18 protein-coding genes and 2 pseudogenes are annotated in these 17,967 nt (G+C 58.9%); 3 read left to right on the top strand and 17 right to left on the bottom strand.

All coding sequences use genetic code 11. The features are described 5' to 3' along the window. Position 1 precedes the first annotated feature (1 nt). From ACMGFH_RS20835 to ACMGFH_RS20820, 4 genes are all read right to left on the bottom strand, one after another. Entirely contained in the window at positions 2-829 is an 828-nt protein-coding gene (locus tag ACMGFH_RS20835; RefSeq protein WP_415380526.1) for a hypothetical protein, read from the bottom strand. Continuing rightward, positions 826-2,553: a hypothetical protein gene (locus ACMGFH_RS20830; RefSeq protein ID WP_415380525.1), complete on the bottom strand. Its 1,728-nt coding sequence runs from the start codon at positions 2,551-2,553 to the stop codon at positions 826-828. The genes ACMGFH_RS20835 and ACMGFH_RS20830 overlap by 4 nt, the downstream gene beginning before the upstream one ends. Further along, a complete protein-coding gene (locus ACMGFH_RS20825) occupies positions 2,541-2,954 on the bottom strand; it encodes a hypothetical protein (RefSeq protein ID WP_415380524.1) in 414 nt (137 codons plus the stop codon). The genes ACMGFH_RS20830 and ACMGFH_RS20825 overlap by 13 nt, the downstream gene beginning before the upstream one ends. Positions 2,955-3,676: 722 nt before the next feature. After that, entirely contained in the window at positions 3,677-4,054 is a 378-nt protein-coding gene (locus ACMGFH_RS20820) for an SWIM zinc finger family protein (RefSeq protein ID WP_415380523.1), read from the bottom strand. A gap of 251 nt (positions 4,055-4,305) precedes the next feature. On the opposite strand from ACMGFH_RS20820, the gene ACMGFH_RS20815 reads away from it, so the two are divergent. Further along, positions 4,306-5,634: a PQQ-binding-like beta-propeller repeat protein gene (locus tag ACMGFH_RS20815; protein ID WP_415380522.1), complete on the top strand. Its 1,329-nt coding sequence runs from the start codon at positions 4,306-4,308 to the stop codon at positions 5,632-5,634. Between the two features lie 190 nt (positions 5,635-5,824). Here ACMGFH_RS20815 and ACMGFH_RS20810 read toward each other — a convergent pair whose 3' ends face one another. The 7 genes and pseudogenes from ACMGFH_RS20810 to ACMGFH_RS20780 form a co-directional block, all read right to left on the bottom strand. Further along, positions 5,825-6,766, bottom strand: a complete 942-nt coding sequence (locus ACMGFH_RS20810) for a transcription initiation factor IIB (protein WP_415380521.1) — start codon at positions 6,764-6,766, stop codon at positions 5,825-5,827. Between the two features lie 261 nt (positions 6,767-7,027). Further along, positions 7,028-8,680, bottom strand: a pseudogene (locus ACMGFH_RS20805) (heavy metal translocating P-type ATPase); the annotation flags it as partial. A gap of 195 nt (positions 8,681-8,875) precedes the next feature. Continuing rightward, positions 8,876-9,385, bottom strand: a complete 510-nt coding sequence (locus ACMGFH_RS20800) for a hypothetical protein (protein ID WP_415380520.1) — start codon at positions 9,383-9,385, stop codon at positions 8,876-8,878. After that, the gene (locus tag ACMGFH_RS20795; RefSeq protein ID WP_415380519.1) at positions 9,382-10,617 is read right to left on the bottom strand and encodes a cell wall-binding repeat-containing protein; all 1,236 of its coding nucleotides are present in this window, start codon (positions 10,615-10,617) and stop codon (positions 9,382-9,384) included. The genes ACMGFH_RS20800 and ACMGFH_RS20795 overlap by 4 nt, the downstream gene beginning before the upstream one ends. Next, positions 10,614-12,401 carry a DUF4396 domain-containing protein gene (locus ACMGFH_RS20790; RefSeq protein WP_415380518.1) on the bottom strand — a complete coding sequence of 596 codons (1,788 nt, stop codon included), beginning with the start codon at positions 12,399-12,401 and terminating at the stop codon, positions 10,614-10,616. Before ACMGFH_RS20790 ends, ACMGFH_RS20795 begins: the two co-directional genes overlap by 4 nt. 92 nt (positions 12,402-12,493) lie before the next feature. Further along, a complete protein-coding gene (locus ACMGFH_RS20785; protein ID WP_415380517.1) occupies positions 12,494-12,871 on the bottom strand; it encodes a hypothetical protein in 378 nt (125 codons plus the stop codon). A 43-nt stretch (positions 12,872-12,914) separates the two neighbouring features. Next, the gene (locus tag ACMGFH_RS20780; RefSeq protein WP_415380516.1) at positions 12,915-13,268 is read right to left on the bottom strand and encodes a four-helix bundle copper-binding protein; all 354 of its coding nucleotides are present in this window, start codon (positions 13,266-13,268) and stop codon (positions 12,915-12,917) included. A gap of 276 nt (positions 13,269-13,544) precedes the next feature. Between ACMGFH_RS20780 and ACMGFH_RS20775 the strand changes: the two genes are divergently transcribed. Together ACMGFH_RS20775 and ACMGFH_RS20770 are read left to right on the top strand one after the other, a co-directional pair. Further along, complete coding sequence (locus tag ACMGFH_RS20775) at positions 13,545-13,916, top strand: SHOCT domain-containing protein (protein WP_415380515.1); 372 nt, start codon at positions 13,545-13,547, stop codon at positions 13,914-13,916. A gap of 374 nt (positions 13,917-14,290) precedes the next feature. Continuing rightward, a complete protein-coding gene (locus tag ACMGFH_RS20770) occupies positions 14,291-14,578 on the top strand; it encodes a hypothetical protein (RefSeq protein WP_415380514.1) in 288 nt (95 codons plus the stop codon). A gap of 28 nt (positions 14,579-14,606) precedes the next feature. Here ACMGFH_RS20770 and ACMGFH_RS20765 read toward each other — a convergent pair. From ACMGFH_RS20765 to ACMGFH_RS20740, 6 genes and pseudogenes are all read right to left on the bottom strand, one after another. Further along, a pseudogene (locus tag ACMGFH_RS20765) lies at positions 14,607-14,863 on the bottom strand (site-specific integrase); the annotation flags it as partial. 281 nt (positions 14,864-15,144) lie between these two features. Beyond that, on the bottom strand, positions 15,145-15,780 hold the full coding sequence (locus ACMGFH_RS20760) for a DUF6735 family protein (RefSeq protein WP_415380513.1): 636 nt from the start codon (positions 15,778-15,780) through the stop codon (positions 15,145-15,147). 190 nt (positions 15,781-15,970) lie between these two features. Then, positions 15,971-16,372: a type II toxin-antitoxin system VapC family toxin gene (locus ACMGFH_RS20755; protein WP_415380512.1), complete on the bottom strand. Its 402-nt coding sequence runs from the start codon at positions 16,370-16,372 to the stop codon at positions 15,971-15,973. Beyond that, on the bottom strand, positions 16,369-16,602 hold the full coding sequence (locus ACMGFH_RS20750) for an antitoxin VapB family protein (protein WP_415383291.1): 234 nt from the start codon (positions 16,600-16,602) through the stop codon (positions 16,369-16,371). The genes ACMGFH_RS20755 and ACMGFH_RS20750 overlap by 4 nt, the downstream gene beginning before the upstream one ends. 130 nt (positions 16,603-16,732) lie before the next feature. Next, positions 16,733-17,368 carry a DUF6735 family protein gene (locus ACMGFH_RS20745; RefSeq protein ID WP_415380511.1) on the bottom strand — a complete coding sequence of 212 codons (636 nt, stop codon included), beginning with the start codon at positions 17,366-17,368 and terminating at the stop codon, positions 16,733-16,735. A gap of 62 nt (positions 17,369-17,430) precedes the next feature. Further along, positions 17,431-17,751, bottom strand: a complete 321-nt coding sequence (locus ACMGFH_RS20740; protein WP_415380510.1) for a hypothetical protein — start codon at positions 17,749-17,751, stop codon at positions 17,431-17,433. Positions 17,752-17,967: the final 216 nt, after the last annotated feature.

The following is a 17,967-nucleotide window of genomic DNA, read 5'->3' as shown; positions in this document are numbered from 1 at the left end:
ACTACTCACCCCCATCAGATTGAAGCTGAATTTCGCTACATGTTCCCCGAAAGTTTGCTCGTTCAGGTTCTCCATCAAGTACCGCTTGGAACTCTTTTTGAGCGCTTTCACCAATACCAGCAGAGACAATGACTGACATTTCAACTTGGAGGTTTTCGCAGTGATCGTCCTCAGAGAGTAGTAATGGCGAGTCTGTTCCAAGGAGTGTTACCGAAGCTTCTGGATCTAGAATAAGGTCTTCTTTTGATTCAGGCCTATCAAAGTTCAGTAACGGATTTGTTCGAGCATACTCATTTGTGGGAATCCGATTTGCTGGCGGATGAAGCGCATTCTTGTACCCGACGTAGTATACCCAAGTTGGCCCTGTTCCGACGTTTTCAACCGTGACAAGAAGATTTGCTCTGTTTGACGGGGTGGGACGACCATTGGTGTATTGCTGGATACCCGTTATCTTCAGATCTGGTTGAAGATGGACTGTGGTTGATGCAACTTCCTCATTATCAGCTACTGCGACTATAGAATACTCCCCAGGTCGATAGCTCCAACCCCGACTGAGATTGAAAAGTTCGATAGAGACTCTGGACGCGCCGGTCGAAACCTGGGCCGACTGGAATGAACTCCCCGATGAATCTATCAAGTTGATCTTCGAGACGTTGTGGTCGTCTTGCAGTTCCACGACCAACTTCGAACCAGAGATCGACGTATCCGAGATGACGGAATTCCCGGTACTGCCCACTGAACCGAGTTTCGCGCACCCCGCAACACCGATTCCTGAAAGCGCCAGTCCGCTTTGGATGAATCGCCGTCGAGAGAAGCGTTCACCCGTCATAGTCCCCTCCATGGAGGCCAGACGGGCATCCCAGCAATCCGGTCGATGAAGAAGACCGCCAGCAAGAACAGCGCCACCGGCACGCCAGCCCGGTAGAACCACCGGACGAGCGTGAGTACTGTCCCTTGGACGGACGAGGCGTCCGAGTCACCGACGTAGCCGGTCGAATGTAGCCACCAGCTCTTGGGCTCGTAGCGAGCGTTAATGGCACCGGCAGGCCGGTCTATGGTCTTCGTGAGCGTCCCATCGGAACCAGTCTGGACGGGCTCGCCGGCGAGCACGACGTACCCTTCACGCTCCTCGGTCGCGATAGGAGCGCCCGTCTGTGCATCGGTGAGCGTGACGCGAACGGTCGCATTCTTCGAAGTCGTGTTCAGCACGTCGAGCGTGAGATTGCTCCGGTGGATCGGGATCTCGTCGTACGCGTCCGGATCGGTCTCGGTCTTCACACCGTTGACGAGCCCGTAGGCGGTCAGATCCGCGACAGTCTGGTTGGGCGTCTGGAAGCGCGCTGCGATCATGAAACTCCCCTGGTACGGCTGGTCGAGGACGTCGAGGTGGACCGTCGACGGCAGCGACGGTGGGTCGTACTCCCAGCCGTATGCATCCTGGATCGAGACTGTGTCAGCCGGCGACGCAGTCGGCCCGGTTTTGATCGGGTACGCCGAGACCTGCAACGGGTGGACCGTCGAATGGTTGACCGACACGCCCTCGGCCGTCGCCGTCACGAGATTGTCCCATCCGGGATCCCGGGCGGAGTAGAAGCGCCAGATGCCGTTGATACGACCTCCGGGGAGTTCGTAACCCAACCAGGGATCGTGCTTGAACGCGAAGATACCGAGGTCGCCGTCCGGGAACCGTGCGTAGGAACCGGATACGTCGAGATTGTACTCCGTTACGTCGATCGAGTCCGAGACGGTGACGTTCTCCGTGAGCGTCGTCGTCTCGGACGACCACGACGTGCAGTTGCCCGCTGCTGCTGAGAAGTTCGAACACCACTCGTGGCGGTACTGGAGCGAGGCGGTGACGGTGGTCTCGACCGTGAGCGTGTGGTCTGTCCCAGCATGATCGGCGAGGTCGAATTCCAGTGTTGGCACACTCGTTCCCCCCTGCTCGGCTTCGGATTCACCGTCGACGAGCAGCTCGACCGCCGTGACGTTGTGCGATTGTAGCTGCCAGGTTTCGGTCGAATTCGGTGTACTCGAATTCCGGGGTACGACGAGCCGATAGTCGAGCGTCGCGAAGAGGTCGCCCTCCGGGGCTACGTACCGCGGTTGCTGATCGGACGTCGCTCGGACGATCGTCGACGGCTGGACGGTGAAAATCTCGATGTAGGCGTCGCGAATGAACGTCCCGTCTTTCGGCGACGCAGTAGCGGGGTAGACCGACCTGTCCGTCCTGAACTGCGGGAACTCGGACACGATGTCTCGATTCCATTCCTCGACGGCACCGGGCGGCCGATTGAACGGAACGTCGGTCGTTGCGGCGAGCGACCGCTCCGTCGCGCCGCTCCCCGTCCAGTTCCGGAGCGTCGACCGGTTGACGGTGTCACGGTCACGCGACCACAGGCTCCTGTCGCTGTCGTGGTGGTGTCCGGTTTCGTTCGGGCCGAATCGCTGATCGGCCACTGGGCGTGCGACCGACTGCGTCGCGACGAGCGCACCCACGGCGATGGCGAGCGCGACCGCCGTGGTGACGCCCAGCGGCCGGATCAGAAGCTGCAACTCGACCCACCCGCCACGACGGACGTGAGCAGGAACTGCAGGATGGTCGTCCCGAGCGGCGCCGCGATGACGCCCCAGACGAGCGCCTGTCCGCGCATCGACTTCAACTCCTTTTTCGTATCTGCCCGTCTGAACAGCGGGAGCGCGACGGTCGCCCCGAGGGCGACGAGGCCACCAACGAGCGGGCCGCCGAACTGGATGAGCGTGAAGAGGTTCTTGATCGTCGTGGCCATGTCCGTCTCACAGAACGATTCGCCGACGGACTGCGCGCTCGCTGGTTCGACGGCGAACATGGCGAGTGCGATCGTCAGGGCACCGAGTTTCGGGACGGCCCCCCGCAGGCTCCGGACTGCTTTGTGAATCGATTCCCCCGCGTCGTCGATATCACCAACTGGGTGCATATTTCCAGTGTTGCCACTCGCCGTGCCCCCGTTCCCCCCCGGGAACGAGGCCGCGGCCAGTGTCTATTGCCTGGTTGAAATGCCTCGTTACATATACTTTACTTTTGGTTGTTACTTTGTTGCGATAATAGTTAACGTCCGAGTAGATCTGAGTGCAGAACGGCGGGGGTCTATTGGCTCAGAAATACTAGAACAGTACGACGGTAACCGATCAAACGGCGAGTGAAACGGCATCCGAACGACCACTCTGTTCGGGCATATTATGGAGAATACCGCGCCAATCAACGGGGTTTCAAACGGTTCACTCTACCAGACGGTGATACGAGTGAGCACTATGGCTCTACACCCTGGGCACGCCGCTGGGCTTCGCATTGTCCGCAATACGCGTCTTTCAGGTCCTTCGGATCATCTACCTCCTTCGTTTTCGAGATCTCGTCGTCTTTCTGATACTGCCAAGAGTGTCCACAAAACTCATCGTCTAAAGCGTGCCAGTCGTGATCTGAGCTTTTTCGTCCTACTCTCATTATCTACAAGTCTCGTTACTGTCATTGGCGAGTATGTGTTTTCACTCTTGGGAAGGAATTGCCGGTCTTGTCGAGCATCGAAAGCAGTAGAGGCAGTTACTCGGACGATTGCAAGACACGATTCGGACTATCAGGATTGGCTGCAATCAACGCTCGCTTCTTCGCGATCTCCGCCATCGGATCCACAGTAGAGGGCTGCTACTCGGGAAGTTCTTTGCGACCGGACAGCACGCACTCCCAGCACGGGAACTCGCCGATGCATTCCTCGCAGTCCTCGTTCGACTCGTCTGAGTTATCTGTTCCACTGCGCTGGTCCGTCACTTCCTCGAAGTCCGACAGCGTCGTGGATGATTCGACCCGTCCACCATCCGTGACGACAGGCCGACTGGTCGGCGACATCGCATCGAGGAGTGGCCGCCGGATCGCGACTGCGACGCGGTGTTTGCACGCACTCTCGTAGTGTTCGTCTGCCGGGCACTCACACTCGGTCGGGAGTCCATCCACGACAGTCACGAGATACTCGTGTTCGCTGGGGTCGGGATGACTGCAGTTCCGGACGAGGATGCCCTCTGTCATGAGGACGAACTCGAAGGCTTCGTACTGAGCGCGCCTGGCGACTCGGGTCGGAAAGTCGAGTTGTTCGAGTGGGTGCATGGGTCTCCGGAGCGCCCGGACACGAGCGCCCCGCCCCTCAGGGCGCGGAAAAAACGACCACGCGGTGCGTCTCTCTAATCTTGGACCGTAGCTCGACTTCGTGGCATCGCCTCACCGACGCCGAAACTCCACGATCCGGAACTGGTTTGTGAAAACCATCCGCAGTTTGGCCGATGCCCTCCACACGATACTCGAGACGTAGCCTACTCCAGGGGACTGCCGTCGCTGCGGCAGTCGGAGTTGGGGGGTGCTCGGCACTCCGGGAAGATTCCGGTGCGGATCCCATCTCGGACGGATCCCCAGGCCCGGACGATTGGCCGTCGAGCGGCTACGACGCCCGTAATACCCGGTACAACACCGACGCTACACCACCCCGGTCGGCACCGGACGCCCGGTGGACCCGGGAATTTTCGTTCTGCCACCAACCAGTCGTTCGTGGTACGCGTGTCGTCGTGAACACCGACGATTCGACCGTCGGGCTCCGAGCAACCGACGGAGACCGCCTCTGGGAGTCCGACTCCGAACCCTGGGGATACGAAACGCCGACGCTCGGAACCGATCGGGCGTACGCCACCGGCACGGACTGCGTCTTCGGTGTCGACCTCGACACCGGCGAGGAAACCTGGCACGGTCGGCCCTGTCACGGGGCAAACACGGCGAGCGGGACGCTCGCGAACGGACGACTGTATCTAGAGTACGGGGGATACTTTTCGGCACTCGATGAGACGGGACAGATCACGTGGGCATCGACCCATGATGCTCACGGGTCACCGGCCGTCACCGAACAGACGGCCTACGTCGCCACGGCGTTCACCGTCGAGGCGGTCGATTTGTCGGCCAACGCAACAGAATGGCCGTGGGAAGACCGTGACGACGACGAACCGGCCCACGCCGACAAGGATGCGGCGACGAAGTGGTCGGTTCCACCGGAGTCACGGATTACCGGACCGCGGATATACCAGAGCCCAGCCGTCGCCGGTGCAACCATCTACGCGACTCTCGAATACGAAGGCCGACCTGGTGGAGAACTACGGGCGTTAGCTCGGACTGACGGCGAAGAGCGGTGGGCGATTGCATCACCACCTACGCGGCAGATCGGGGAGGAACCCGAAGACGCTCCGGACCCGGTTGGACAGCCTGTTGCACCTGTTGTGACTCCGGATCTCGTCGTGACATCGCTCGGTGACCGGCGCATCCAGGCGGTCACACACGGGGGAGAAGCGGAGTGGACGACGGAACTGGACTACGACGTGATGGAACTTGTCGGAGCCGGTGAGACGGTCCTCGCAGCTACCCACGACCCGTCTGTCGAGACGACCGGGGCCGAACACGCAACAGTAGCTGCATTCGACCTCACGAACGGGGATCGACTGTGGGATCTGCATTTCGAAGACCACGCCGAAGGGCTCGTGATCGCCGGGGGAACGGTCTATCTGACCGTCGTCTCTGACCGTCAGGCAGACGGGGACGTCACTGGGGAACGACTGATCGCGCTCGGCTGAGCCAGTTGTCCGTCCGAATCTCTCTAGACCCACAGTACCTATCCGATCTCGTATGTCGCGATGGTCGACCGTCCGCAGGCTAGGCACGACTCCGCCGCTGACTCGACGGACGTCCCGCAGTGGCGACACTCGTGAACGCGCTCGATATTCGGATCGAGACCGGGGACGCGTCCACGAAACCAGACGAATCTCATCGGTCCCACGCCTCCCGTTCGGCCTCGATCGTATCGCGATGGTCGCGGACCGTCGCCGGGCTCACGTCCGCTGCTGCGGCGAGGTCGAGTTGTGTGATGTCCACGCCGTGGTCGCGACAAGCGACCGCGAGACACGCCGCGGCGAAGCCCGCTGGATGGACGCCGATGCTCTCCTGGGCCTGCCAGGCCCGCTCGGCGAGTGCGCGAGCGTGACACTCCGTGTCCGTCGGAACGTCCATCGTTGATGCGAGGCCGGGAATGAATTCCCGCGGTCGCTGTGGTGGCGCGGGGAGACCGAGTTCATCGTTAATCACGTCGTAGGCATTGGTGACGCGTTCGCGGTCGACCTGCGCGACCGACGCGACCTCGCCGAGTGTCCGAGTCGCGTTCGTACAGCGACAGACCGCGTAGATTGCGGCCGCTGCGAATGCCTCTATCGACCGACCATGGAGTAAGTCCTCGTTCTGGGCCGAGCGGAAGAGCGCGCTGGCCTGCTCGCGGTCGTCCTGATCGAGGTCGAGCGCGCCAGTCATGCGCGCGATCTCCGTACAGCCGTGGGCGAGGTTGCGTTCCGCTTTCGAGCGCCACTTCGCACGAGTGTGTTCGCGGCGTAAGCGGCCCAGCTGCCGTCGCTTCTGTCCGGAGAGTTCGTTCCCCTGCCCGTCGATTTTGCTCCCGATCTCTGTGGAGAGCCCGCGGTCGTGACGGGCTTCGGTGAGCGGCGCGCCCGTCCGTTTCCGGTTCGTCTCGTCTTCGTCGAAGATGCGTGGACCACGTCGATCGAGGCGACACGCCTCGACGACGAGGCCACACTCCGTACACCGGGTTTCGCCGCCGTCCGTGGTGAGTCGCCCCTCGCACTCGGGACACTGGTCGGCAGGGATCGTTTGGTCGGGCTGTTCGTCAAAGTCGCTCTGGTAGGGTTCTGTCGTCGCCATCGAAGGTCAGCGCGAGGCTCTGTTTGTTGCCCCCCGCGCCCCTCTCAGGGGGAAACAAAATCACACGGTAGCGCACACCGGAGTTTCAGTGAAACTCGCACTGACAGAGAACTCACCCGTCGACTGAGGAGGTAAAACCAAGCAGCTTCGACGGCGGCTGATCCTCGCGGATATGTCTCCCCAGCGGTCAGACAGTTCCATCAGACAGTTCGCAGGCGATCATACTGGAGTGCCCCCGTTCGCAATCTCTCCGATCGGTTCTCAATCCGCAGATTGTACGTCGGCGGGCTGTGACATCCCCGGAAGGTCGGGTATTGAGAGGTCAACACGCCGAAGTAACTGTGCGTTGATCGCGACGATAACCGTACTTAGCGACATCAGGAGCGCGCCGACGGCAGGCGAGAGCAGGATCCCGAACGGGGCGAGGACGCCCGCTGCGAGGGGGATCGCGAACACGTTGTATCCCGCCGCCCAGACGATATTCTCCTGCATCTTCCGGTAACTTGCCTTGCTCAGCTTCACCAGGCGAACGACGTCCATCGGGTTGTTCTGGACGAGGATGACGTCGGCCGATTGGACCGCGACGTCGGTGCCGCTCCCGATAGCGATTCCAACGTCTGATCGTGTCAGCGCCGGTGCGTCATTCACGCCATCGCCGACCATTCCAACGAGTTTAGCCTGGTCGTGGAGTTCCTGGACTTTCTTGTCCTTGTCTTCGGGAAGGACCTCCGCGAACACAGTGTCGATTCCCAGTTCGGCCGCCACGGCGTTAGCGACGTCCTGGGAGTCACCAGTTAGCATAGCTACCTCGATGCTCAGGTTGTGCAGGGCGTCGACGACACGGAAACTCTCTTCCCGGATCACGTCGGCCATCGCAAACGCGGCGATCAGCTCTCCCTCGCGAACGAGATACACCACAGTCTGGGCATTCTGGCCAGCTTCGTCAGCGAAGCGCTGGGGATGATCGGGAACATTCAGATCGAGTTGAGTAAGTAGATTCGGGCCGCCGACGTGCACCTCGTTACCATCGACGTTTGCTCGGACGCCCCTGCCTTTGATCGCCTCGAAGCCAGTCGCGTCAGGAGCGGTGAGGTCTCCCTCTTCAGCGGCTTCGCGGATGGCTCGTGCAATCATGTGTTCGGAGTCGCTCTCGACGGCCGCCGCCAGTGTGAGCACCTCGTCCTCGTCGACACCGTCGACGGTCGCCATGTCAACGACGCCGTGTTCGCCTTCGGTGAGCGTCCCCGTCTTGTCGAAGATGATGGCGTCCAAATTCCTCGCTTCTTCCATCGCGATGCGGTCGCGGACGAGCACTCCGTTCCGAGCGGCGAGTGACGTGTTAATCGCGACGACCAGCGGGATCGCGAGTCCGAGGGCATGCGGGCAGGCGATGACGAGTACCGTTACGACGCGCTCGATAACCGTTGCGTTGAACGAGACTGCAATCGTCCAGGCGATTGCTGTCACGACTGCCGCCGCGAGGGCGACGTAGAACAGCCAACCGGCAGCCCGGTCGGCTAGCACTTGCGTTTGAGACTTGCTCTGCTGGGCTTCCTCGACCAGCCGCATGATGCCTGCGAGCGTCGTCTCCTCGCCTGTTGCCCCGACACTCACGTGGAGACTACCGTCGCCGTTGATCGTCCCGCCGATGACCTCGTCGCCGGGTTCCTTCGAGACCGGTTTCGACTCGCCCGTGATCATCGACTCCTCGACATCTGAATCACCCTCTTCAACGATGCCGTCAGCAGGGACACTCGCACCCGGCCGGACGAGTACGAGGTCGCCCTCGGAGAGTTCACTGATAGGGACTTCCTCGGTATCACCGGACTCGGTGATCCGCTCGGCGGTGTCGGGCATCAGCTTCGCCAGCTCGTTAACAGCGCTCGAGGCCCGTCGCACCGACCGCATCTCGATCCCACCTCATCGGAGGTGGCATCACTTTCACGATTGTGGTCGTGGTGGTCACCGCGAACGAGTGGTTGATCCGACGACTTCTCGGTGTCTTTGGAGTGATCGTGGTTATCCATATATTGGCTGCTTAGGCGCTAATTTGACCCATCAGGAACGTAACCAAGGTACCATGTTGGAGTTCTGATTATATTGGTGAGTTTATTCAGGAGGTGTATTAGCTCCAGTCACTTCTGTCCGGTGAGGATGCTCGTGGTGGGTTACGGTACTATCGACTGCTGTCGCACCCTGCGCACGGAGGATATCCTCCGTTTCACTAACACGGTTATCCGGGACCATGACAACGACTCTGAGTTGATCTAGTTCAGAAACCTGGTGAGACGTGCCAATCACACCTCCAAGAAAACCACCGATTACGGCACCGAGCCCGAACCCGAGGAACATAAGCATGTACTGGCCAGCGGTCATGATTGGACTGACACGAGGAATCCAGAATATATTCTGGTCCATCATGAATAGCAGTACAGCGCCAATTAGTCCGCCGACTAATCCACCCCAGAGGAGTCCCCGCCGTTCTGGCATCGTCGTCGCTGGATCGAAGAATGGATTGTCGATATCCGGTTCGTCGGGTTCTAAGCCCGCGTCACGAAGCGCTTGCTTGGCCTCTCCTATTTCCTCAGTGTCATCGAATGTAGCGACGATACGTCTCATTGGTCACCTCGTGGTTCCTGGAGCATTGCGTGGAGCTGGGCTTGGACTCGCTGACTAATCTGATCTGTGTCACCAACGATCCACCCATGATTGTACTTCCGGTCGTAGGGTGCGGCGTCGTGTGGGCGAATGAGATTCGTGAGATAGTTCTCGACAGCGTCCGGAACCGTGTCCTGCTCGACGTGGAGCATCGGACCGTGTTTCCCGCGATGACTTTCGACGGATGCAGGGAGTGCCGTCTGCCAGTTGTCCGGGTTCGCGAAGATGAAGTTGTGACCGCTTTCAGCGATGCCCCAACCGATGTTACGGGGCCACTCGCCGAATATCCAGCCCTGATTCCGGCCGATGTCCTTGTACCCAGCGAACCCGACGCTTAGTTCGTATGGATCAGATCCTCTCGGGATTCGCTGTACGTGGCCGAACCGTGCGAGATTACGGGCTACTTGTTCGCTAACCTTGCTTTCATCGCCGAGGAGATACATGTACGCCTCGTCGAAGCGAGCTTCGAGTTGTTGCTGGGTTGCCTCTGGGATGCGATCACCGTCGATGTAGAGGAAACCATCGCCACCGTGAGCGTTCCAGGATTGTGCCGGGATGGCAGTCTGGAGATCGCCAAGGTCGGCGATGAATGTGGTGTCCCGGTGATTCGCGTGAATCGTACTGAGGTACTGATCTGTGTTGGCCGCGACTTCAACCGGTGTGTCTCCCTGAATACGTCTGGTTTTCAGACCCATCTCTTCGACGGTCTGCTGAACATCATTGCTGATGTATCGCTCACCACCAACGATGTACACCTGCATATTTCCGTCGACGTGAACACCTTCTGGATGAAGTCGCTCGATCTCCTCACGCGTCACCGCTGGCAAGGAGCCCTGTTCCGTCAGGAGGAGCGCGCCGTCGATTGGATGATGGATGAAAGTCACGCCAGGGAGTGCTGCAGCGAGCTCGCTGTCGTTGATGAGAATCGCTGCACCCGGCCGAGTGTGATCGTTAATGGCAGGATAGACGTTCTGTGTGAACGCGGTCGCCGTCTCGTAGTCGTTACTCCCGGCAAGACGAGTCGTCATGCTCGTGACGGTCCCCTCGTCGAAATCAGCCGATTCTGGCCCACCTTGGGTTTGCTGACTGGATGATCGGACTTCTCGATACGTGAGTGCGGCCCCTCCAAGAGTCGCTCCAACCGGTAGCGCGGCGAGATCACGCAGGAACTTCCGACGACTACGGTCGCTCATAGCGCACCACCCGGTTTGAGGTTTTTCCGAACGAGGAGTCCATTCACTGGCCAGGCAATGAGAAACCCGATCAGCGTAGCGAACACCATCACGCCGAACCAGAGGATGTTGTCGTCTCCTGGCATCATTGGCAGGTTAAGCATCATGATTACCCACATTCCACCCATCATCCCGACAGAAACGCTCGTCATGCTCACGGCGACGATCTTCGCACCTTTCTTCGCTGCCGATCCGGTGTCAAGACCTTGGGAGTCTTTCAACATTGGAATGTGGAAGAGGAGCCACGACACGAGAAACGCGATGATGTATACGAGCACGATGAGAATCGTCATTGCATTCCCGAACCAGAATAGTGGTCCGTTGAAGACGAACATCGGGATACCGAGGTAGTTGAGGAGGAATCCCGTCGCAATCATCGTGCTTCCTGCGAATCCAACACCCATCGCAGTCGCTGTGGCTGCTCGAAGCCAGTACGGGCGGAGGACGCGTGGTCCCTGATCAGTTGTAACGATCTGCCTCCCCCTGTAGGAGAGCCAGTAGAGTGTCAGCCCAAATGGGCCCAGAACAAGGGTCAATAGTGGCCAGACCATCGTCGTCCAGTCGTTCATCTCAGGTAGTCGGTGACGTGCATGGGCGAACACGAACGACGCCCCGAGGATGCTGAACCCGGCCCAGACCGCAGCGAGCGACTCGAGCGGGCTGAGGCCAGCCCCCTGATGACGGTACTGTGTGATCTCAACTGCATAGTCGAGGCGGCCCTGGGAAACCCAGGAAACCTGATCCGTCGACCCCATTGCGAAGAGGTGGTTAAACGGCCCTTCTGCGGGGGTCGAGAACCAGGCTGGCTGAGACTGCCACGCGTAGTTTTCAGTCACAGCTGGCAGGCTCCCATCATCGTTGACGAGTAGGATCGGGCCAGCTTTCCCCCACTGAAGATTTGTCGATGAGATTGCGTGCTCGGGCTCACTGGGGTTGACGAGCATGAAGTTGTAATAACCGACTTTATCGCGTTCATGGATTCCCCAGCCGAAATCTCGCGATTCGTCACGGAACTCTGCGACCTCAATGGCGTGGTCCTGCGGTGTGTCTCCTGAGACTCGTGTCCACTTGACATCTAGCTCAGAGAGCGCATCGTCGCTCACAAGGCCAGGTGGTGCGAGGACATAGGCGTGAGAGGCGTTCAGTTCCTCAATTGCCTCTTGCGTGGCATCTGGGACTCCGTCTTCGTTCGCGTATAGAATCGGGTCACCAGAGTAGGCGCTCCAGGCGGCAGCGGGTAGTGCCCACTGAGGTTCGTCAGAATTCACAATGATGACGTTGTTCGGACTAATGTCATCAGATCCGTTCCCACGGGTGGCGACAGAAGCAGCTGTCTCGGCGGGATTCCCACCAGAGATATCGACAGTAGAGACGCTAGACGTATTTGTTCCATTTGCGCTATTGGGCGGAGTGGCGTTCCCGAAGAGGAGAAGGGCGTCTTCGCTTGCCCGTAGGCGAGATGCCGCCATAGCTGTCTGCCAGTTATTCTCGGGAACACGAACTACAGTTGAGTAGTTTAATCCAGAGTTAGGCGGACGTGCGGCCCGGGCAGTGAGTTCACTCTGGCGCTGTGGGTCATCAACGGGGAATCTGCTCACGTCTTTGGTCTGCATCGTGGTGTACGATTCGCTCGGCGCCTGTCCGTAATCGAACAATGTCAGTCCGGCGACGAAGACCGGTTGCGTAGCCACGAGAATCGCGACAATGGCAGCGGTCACAACCGCTACTGATTTCCAGATATTCATTGCACTAACTCACCCCCCACTGCTTTCGAACGCCACCAGTGTGGGTGAATATTGTCTGAAAGGTATCTGCACTACAGGTTGTAGCTGGGAATTCAGGTATCATTGGTTGGCATATGAGTAACCGTCTGTTCTTCAGACGGAGCTACGTACACGTTGTATCCTGCAAACGCTGTCACAAGCACGCCGATGGCCACGTCATTCCAAAGAAGGCCTCCAGTGACTCCGGTGATAAACGGAGCGAATAGAAGCCACCCGCCGAGTAGCACAAGTATCCCAGAGATACCCTTGCTGGGCCCACCCTGTATCCACTCACGGGAGTAATTATACCCCGCTAAGGTGACGATCATTCCACCTACGACGACGTCGTTCCATGTGTCAAGAGATGGAGATTCCACTATAAACGGGAACGCCATGAGCCAGACTCCGAGGGCCCCCGTGAGGACTGTAATCGATTTCGTTGCTGTATCCATGAAAACTGGTGTAGCAAAAAGGGGTAGTTACAGAACTCTGCGTTTACGAAGCCATCTCTCGGCAGGTCTCCGCACAGTCGCGGAGTACCTCGGCACAGATCTGGCAGTGTTCTGCGTCGTGACGTTCACATTCCTCAGCGCATTCTTCACAGGCGCCGGCACAGGCCTGGGCGAGCTGCGAACTGTAGTTCGAGTCCCGTGCCATGAAGCGCGCGTGCATCGACGTGAGGTCGGCGACGTCCCGGCAGAGCCGGGCGCACTCCTCCATCTCCTCGCTCCCGAGACATTCGTCCGCACACCATTCACAGACCTGGGCGGCCTCGTTACAGTTCTCTATGCAGTCGCGTTGCTCGTCGTTCAGACTCTCGATCTTCGAGACAGTTTCTGAGAGAGACATTCTATTCAAGGGATGGTTCGATAGCTGGATTAACAATCAGTCTGCAACTGCAAGGGCTTGGCCCTGATTCTGAACTGCTAACGTGTTGTTCCCCGGAGACGAAACAGTATCTAAGGATTATCTATTGCGACATTCCTTACGATGAAGCCATTCAGAGGACTAATTCCGATGGATTCAAAACTCACAGAGTTCGATTCTAGATGGTTCGAAGGCGAAATCGCATTGAATCATAATTACGTACTTGATACTAGAGACGGACTCACGGAGGGCACACATATGCCAAAACAAACTGACGACACACGGCTGGTTACGATTCTCCTCATTATCATCGGTGCGTTCGTCATCTTCCCGATGTTCTTCATGGGCTTCGGGATGATGGGATACGGGTCGATGATGGGCGGGATGTGGAGCGGAGGAATGTGGGGCGGCGGAACGATGTCGGGGTGGATGTTCATCGTCGGAATCGTGATGCAGGCCCTATTCCTGGCTTTCATCGTCGGCGGTGGCTACCTCATCTACCGCACAGTCATGAGTGATTCGAGTGACGCGGACCAGGCACTCGAAGAGCTCCGCCTCGCCTACGCTCGCGGAGAGTTGACCGACGAGGAATACGAACAGCGACGCGAGGCGCTCGAAGGGGATACCTAATCACGATCCGACGACACTGAGAAATGACCAGAATCTCCGACCGTCGTCACTGGACAGCGCGTCCGTCACTTCCAGCCTGGCTCGACCAATACACGACGCTGGGACTGCACGGCCTCGTTGTCGGAACGGCACTTTGTCTAGTCGCGTTCCTCACGAATCCAGTTCCTGACCCCTCATTTCCGTGGGCGACGCTTCCCGCGTCATTACGGCTTCCCGTTGAACAGCCTCGAATCGAGCATTGGCCGGTAACCTACACCATCGGCATCTGGCTGTTGGTCTTCTGCTTTCCCGTCCTCTTCCTCGCTGGATACCGGCGATACGGCGACTTGCATCAGGGGGCAGCGGTTTGGCTCGTTGGGTTGCCGACGGTCGCGATGCTGGGCTGGACTACGTACTGCCGGTTCCTCTGGCCGAAGCTGTATCCCCCGACCTGGAACGCCCCGGCCTACACGTTCGTTTGCTGGCTGTACTGTTCGACCTACGATGTCATCTGGAGTAACGCAGCGTACGTGATCGCGCTCCTCGGTGCCATCGCAACGATTCTCATCGTCCAGCGAACACGCGGAACCAAGTATGCACTCATCGGCTTCGGCATACTAGCCCTCCCTCTCGGCCTACCAGCCCTCTACGAGGGGTCTCGTCGAACAAGAAGTGAAAGCTAATTTCAGTTGGGTAACCCTGAGATCGTGGTTCGATTTCGTTGAGTGCCTCCGTCGCGACGTCCCCGAGTTCTTCTGCTTCAAAATGTGCGTCCCGCTCCTGTACCTTCTTCTCTGAATTATCGAGATATCGCGCTGCAACGGTATAGTCGAAGCGCGAACGAGGACCTCACCCATCCCACGTCGACTCCCATGCGGAGGAAGATAATCGTGCTTCGGGTGGTCGATACCGATCACCGTCGCGTCTGAGAGTCGCTAGAGAATCGACCGTGCGCCATCCGTTGTAATTCCGACGTAACCAATGTTTTTGAATCCGAGTGGATATTATACGTACCTCGGGACGATAGCCCGGCCTGCAGAAGATGGCATCGCGTCACTGTCGTTCTCCGAGCAGACAGTGGCACAGTAATTTTACAGCTATTATAATCCGTATGACATAGATGACTGTGCATTCTATCGTTGTCATCGAAGGTCAGCGCGAGGCCTCGTTTAATGCCCCCCGCACCCCACTCAGGGGGAAACAAAATCACGTGACCTCGCACACCGGGTTTCGAGTGAATTGTCGACCGTTATTCGACGAGTTGCGGTCTGCGGACGATGAGTTCTTCTTGGTCTTCGACCCACTCGCCGAGCTTCGTCTCCAGATAGTCGATGGCATCGGCGTGGGTGAACACGCCGCGGTCGATCAGGTCGCCGGCGACGTCTTTGAGCGCCCGGAACTCGCCCTGTGCGAACCCGTCACCGACTGGTTCGCCGTCGTACCAGCGCACGGTTCTGAGTGCGCCGTTGCCGACCGTGGGAGCGCCTTCGATGGCCTTGCAATCGAACTGCAGGCCGAACCAGTGGGTCCGGTACGCGGTAACTCGGAAGTCGGTGTCGACGACGTAGATGGCTTCGTGGTGCAGATAGTCCAGATACTCGGCGATGATCTCGTCGATAGTCAGGCGGATCGTCCACGGTTCGATGTCGATCTGTCTTGACGGGAAATCGGAAGCGGCGAGAACGCGGTCAACACCGCTGTCGGTCGTCGCTTCACGGAGTCGTCGGTGAACGTTTCGGAGCGTCTCGTCCGGGTAGTCGCCACCGAAAGGGGTCTCCTCGGTGATGGCCTGTTTGAGTCTGAGGTCCTGGGCACCCCAGTGCGAATAGTGCAGGTTGTAGGTACTGTCCGGTCGTTCGTAGGCGATGAGTGCGCGATGTCCCATTGTATTCCGCGGGAGTTCGGGAGCCCCCGCACCCCTCTCGGGGGCGACAAACGAACCGGGTCGTCGCACACCGGATTCCGAGTGAATCGGGTTGCCCAGTTCCCATGCTGTTTGGCTCTCGGTCGTTCAGGTTGGTATCGCGCTACGCACGACAGTCGTCGAGCGTGACCGGTAGCCATCGGCCGGCGACTTACCGAATGATGTCGATATCGAGCAGCTGTTGGACGGGCTGGTTCGCGAAGTCCCCCTTGTCGACGGTGACGAACGTCGCTTCAAGGTCCTTGGCGTGGGACGCGATCAGGAGATCCCGCATCGGGAGTGACCTGTCCTGTGTCTGGAGTTGCGCCTCGACGCTCGCCGCTGTGAGGCTCGCGCTCTGAGTGAACGGCTCGACGCCGTCCAAGACTCGGCCCAGCCACGCGTGGACTTCGCGGGAGTTGTCCCGCCGCTTCGCGGGCCGGAAAAACTCGAACAGGACGAACGACGAGGTGACGAACTGCTCGTCCGCGTGGTCCTGCAGGTAGGGAACGACCTCGTCGCTCGCCTCCGGATTCCCCCACTTGGCGAGGACGTTCGTATCCAAGAGTCTCATTCGTCGGTACCCGACTCCATGTCGAGTGAGTCGCGTACCTCGGCCGAGGAGCCTTCGACCGCCTCGGCGAACTCGGTACCGAGCCCGCCCGCGAGTTCGGCGATCTGTGCTTCGGTATTCGGCGAATCGGTTAGTCGAAGGACGACATCACTGAAACTTTCGCCCTCCTGCTTGGCTTCCTTGAGCCGTTCGTACGCTTCGTCCTTGAGTGAGATCGTCGTCGTCCCCATGTATGCATGTACGTGCATGTTCTGTCTATGTCTTTCGGTGAACTGCCCCGTCGAAGGGATCAAAAGTGGGTCTGTTCGAATAGGGTACCCAACGGCTCAAGTGACGGGTGAGCCGCTGAAGCCGCCTGCGTTACAGATTCAGATGCGGATGTCGAACGATCAGTGCCTGTGTCTCCGTGGTCCACTCGTCGAGTTTCCGGGCCATGTACACGACCGCTTCGAGGTGGGTGAAGACACCGCGATCGAGCATGTCGCCGACCGTCGCGCGGAGCCCGTGGAACTCTCCCTGTGCGAATCCGTCACCGACCGGCTCGCCGTCGTGCCACCGGACGGTTCGAAGGGCACCGTGGCCGACTGCAGGTGAGTCGTCGATCGTCTCGCAGTCGTGCTGCAGGCCAAACCAGTGGGTGCGGTAGGCGGTCACCCGGTAGTTGCTGTCGACGACGTAGCACGCGTCGTAGTGCTGATAGTCCAGCAGGTCGGTGACGATCTCGTCGAGCGTCCAGTCGAGCCCGCGCGGTTCAATGTCGACTTGGGGCGACGGGCAGTCGTGTCGTTCGAGGATGCGACCGGCTTCTCCGTGTGAATTCGATTCGAGGAGTTGATCGTGTACCGTCCGGAGCGTCTCCGACGGGTTGTCGCTCCCGAACGGCGTCTCCTCGCTGATGGCTCGTTTGAGACGGAGGTTCCGGCCGCCCATGTGCGAGTAGTGCAGGTTGTAGGTACTATCCGGTCGTTCGTAGGCGATGAGTGCGCGATGTGCCATTAGTACTCCGCGGGAGTTCGGAATCCCCCGCACCCCTCTCGGGGGCGATAAAATCTCCCTCGTTACGATTGATCTCCTCGATACTGATCATCACCGGTAATCCGTCCGACCGTGCCGTTCATTGCATACAGCAATAGCCTCGCGATCTGGTACGCGATTTGTTCCGACGAGGTGTCAAACGAACCCACAATGAATTCTTCACCGTGTTCGTTTACGCCTGTAACCGATTGGACAGTGAATCGGTCTGCTTCGAGGGTACCATCGACGCGGATACGGATTGCCACATCTCGATCAAGGGCCCACTCAACGAGTCGGTCGTCGATACAGTACTCGGTCCAACCAGGCGGATAGTAGCCGAGGTACTCGGTGTTACTCTCTGGCATTGGTCTGATCGCCCTGCACCCTTCAAAGGGCGATAAAATCGTGTATAGTGCGCCACTGATGTTTCACAGTCATAGGAACCGACAATCTAAACCGATCGTACCCCTTGTTTGACCGCCATATTTGCCCTCTGACTAACCACATGCAGCCTGTTATTGAAATGCTGCAAGTTCGCCGGCAAGTTCCTCGTATCGATCGAGTTCAGAACAGTACCGTTC

It is taken from the genome of Halosimplex rarum (assembly GCF_047715405.1).
Taxonomy (GTDB): domain Archaea; phylum Halobacteriota; class Halobacteria; order Halobacteriales; family Haloarculaceae; genus Halosimplex; species Halosimplex rarum.
Note: the sequence above shows the minus strand (reverse complement) of the source record. Positions and strands in the feature narration are given on the sequence as shown.